Here is a 1,852-nt window from a genome sequence, read left to right as displayed (position 1 = left end):
AAACTGACTGATCGATTCGTCAGGCACCTCGCCCTCAACAAACATTGCGCCTGCGTCGCGAGGCACGCCCAAAAAAGTATGAAGCGCGCCACATCGCCGGCGGCGCATGTTTGAACCTGGTGGACGAAGTGCGATTGGAGATTTGCTATCTCGCGTCGTCTCAATACGGGACGTCATCGCGTCCGGGCTTGACTCGTTTCGACTTGACGAACGGCACTTCAGTCGTCAGTTCGACGCGCACCTCGCCGACCGCGATGACCTCGCCTGCCGGAGCGGTGGCACCGCTCACCCGCACGAACGAAATCACGTGTTCACGCGTGCTCTTGGCGCGCATCCTTACCAGCGCGCCTGTCGCGGGATACTCAAGCGTTACCGATCCATGATGCGACTCGCCAGCAATCTCGAACGCGCCGAGCGTGCCGAGAAGGTGCTTTGAACTCGCGGTTTCGATGTCCGCATTGTCTGGCAAGTCCAGATAGACGTTGTAGAAATAACCGCCGACCGTACCTGCGCCCGTGATTTTGATGTTGTCGAGCACAATCTTGACCGATCGGAATTTTTTGGCCTTGGCGGCACTCGAGGCTGCCGGGGCGGGGCCCGACGCATCTGTCGTTTCAGCCTCGGGGAATTCCGTGGTGGTCGTCGCGATCACGTCCTGCAGCGGCTGGACCGAACTCGCTTCCGCCGTGACGAGCGCACTGACAGACTGTTCTCGCAGCGCGACGCCTTTCACCCCACCAATCGAGCGTCGATCTGCTGTGACGTCCCGTGGCGGTGTGCCAGCAGTAAAAGCGATGGGCGGACGCGTTAGATCACGCCCTTGCCCCTGAACCCGGATGATGCGGCCCGCCTGCGATTGCAGCGGCAAGACCTGAGGCCGGGCAGTGTTGGCATAGTCGTAGGGCGTTCTGTTTGGCCACACCGCGCCTTGCCTGCGCGGTGAATACGTTTGATCCTTCGGCATGGTCTTATTTGGAGCGTAAGTGAAGATTGGCGGCGTTGTCTGCGTCGTCCAATAAGGCGCGCTCGTCACAGGCATCGTTCGTCCATCGGGCAGTGCCCACGCATGCCATAGCCTGTCGATGTTGCAGTGGTGTAGAAAGAAGATTGGGTCAGTCGGCGATACCATTGAGGACATCACGTTCCCGATGAGGTTGTGTACGGGATTGTGCGGACGCGTTTCGAACCCGTCTTCAAACGAATTCACCGTGCCCCGCTGAAAATTCGCCGCCGAAAAAGGGGACAAGTCCAATGCGCTGTAGACATTGGTGTTCACTCGTGGAACATACAACGCATTGCCGGTGGCGGCATTGGTAAATTCGGTTGGCACCGTCGGATTGGTGTACCAATCCCAATAGGGCAACATAAGGTTCTGATCGAATGTTTTCAATTGCTGCTCCAGCCACCAGAGGTATCCCCGGTGCCAAGCCAAAAAATAGTTTGTCTTATGCGGACAATAATTAACGTGCACATTCACCCAATACTGCCATGAGCCCGGGTCGTTCGCGTTCTTGTTGGCGCGCATTGTTTGTACGGCATGAAGGAACGACGGGTATTGAGGGGTCGCCTTGAATTGCTGCCATTCGAGGCGTACCGATCCCGCTGCCTCAGCGAAGCGGGGAAACGCAGCCAACGAGAGTGCGGACGCCGCGCCGCCGAGGAACGTCCGTCGGTTAAGTTTTAGATAGCTCATGAATGTCTCCTGTAGTTACCTAGCAATGACTCTTTGCTTTCCACGAACGCAATAGAGGTACCCTTACTCCGATATGTGGATGACGATAAACCGCGTTTGCTCGCCCCGTCAGTCAGAGCCAAACGCCCGTTAATCATGGCCGGCTGCGCACGGCAGCAA

The 1,852-nt window shown here is 57.5% G+C and carries 1 protein-coding gene; it reads right to left on the bottom strand.

Translation table 11 applies throughout. From position 1 onward, the window contains the following. Positions 1 to 160: 160 nt before the first annotated feature. Entirely contained in the window at positions 161 to 1,693 is a 1,533-nt protein-coding gene (locus AWB67_RS37150; RefSeq protein WP_087660779.1) for a tyrosinase family protein, read from the bottom strand. Positions 1,694 to 1,852 lie beyond the last annotated feature (159 nt).

It is taken from the genome of Caballeronia terrestris (genome assembly GCF_001544515.1).
GTDB classification, from domain to species: domain Bacteria; phylum Pseudomonadota; class Gammaproteobacteria; order Burkholderiales; family Burkholderiaceae; genus Caballeronia; species Caballeronia terrestris.
The sequence above is the reverse complement of the archived record's forward strand: the minus strand, read 5'-3'. Positions and strand labels throughout refer to the sequence as shown.

Excerpts from the sequence above, each read along its gene's own strand:
- AWB67_RS37150 (WP_087660779.1), bottom strand. The coding sequence starts at position 1,693 with ATGAGCTATCTAAAACTTAACCGACGGACGTTCCTCGGCGGCGCGGCG.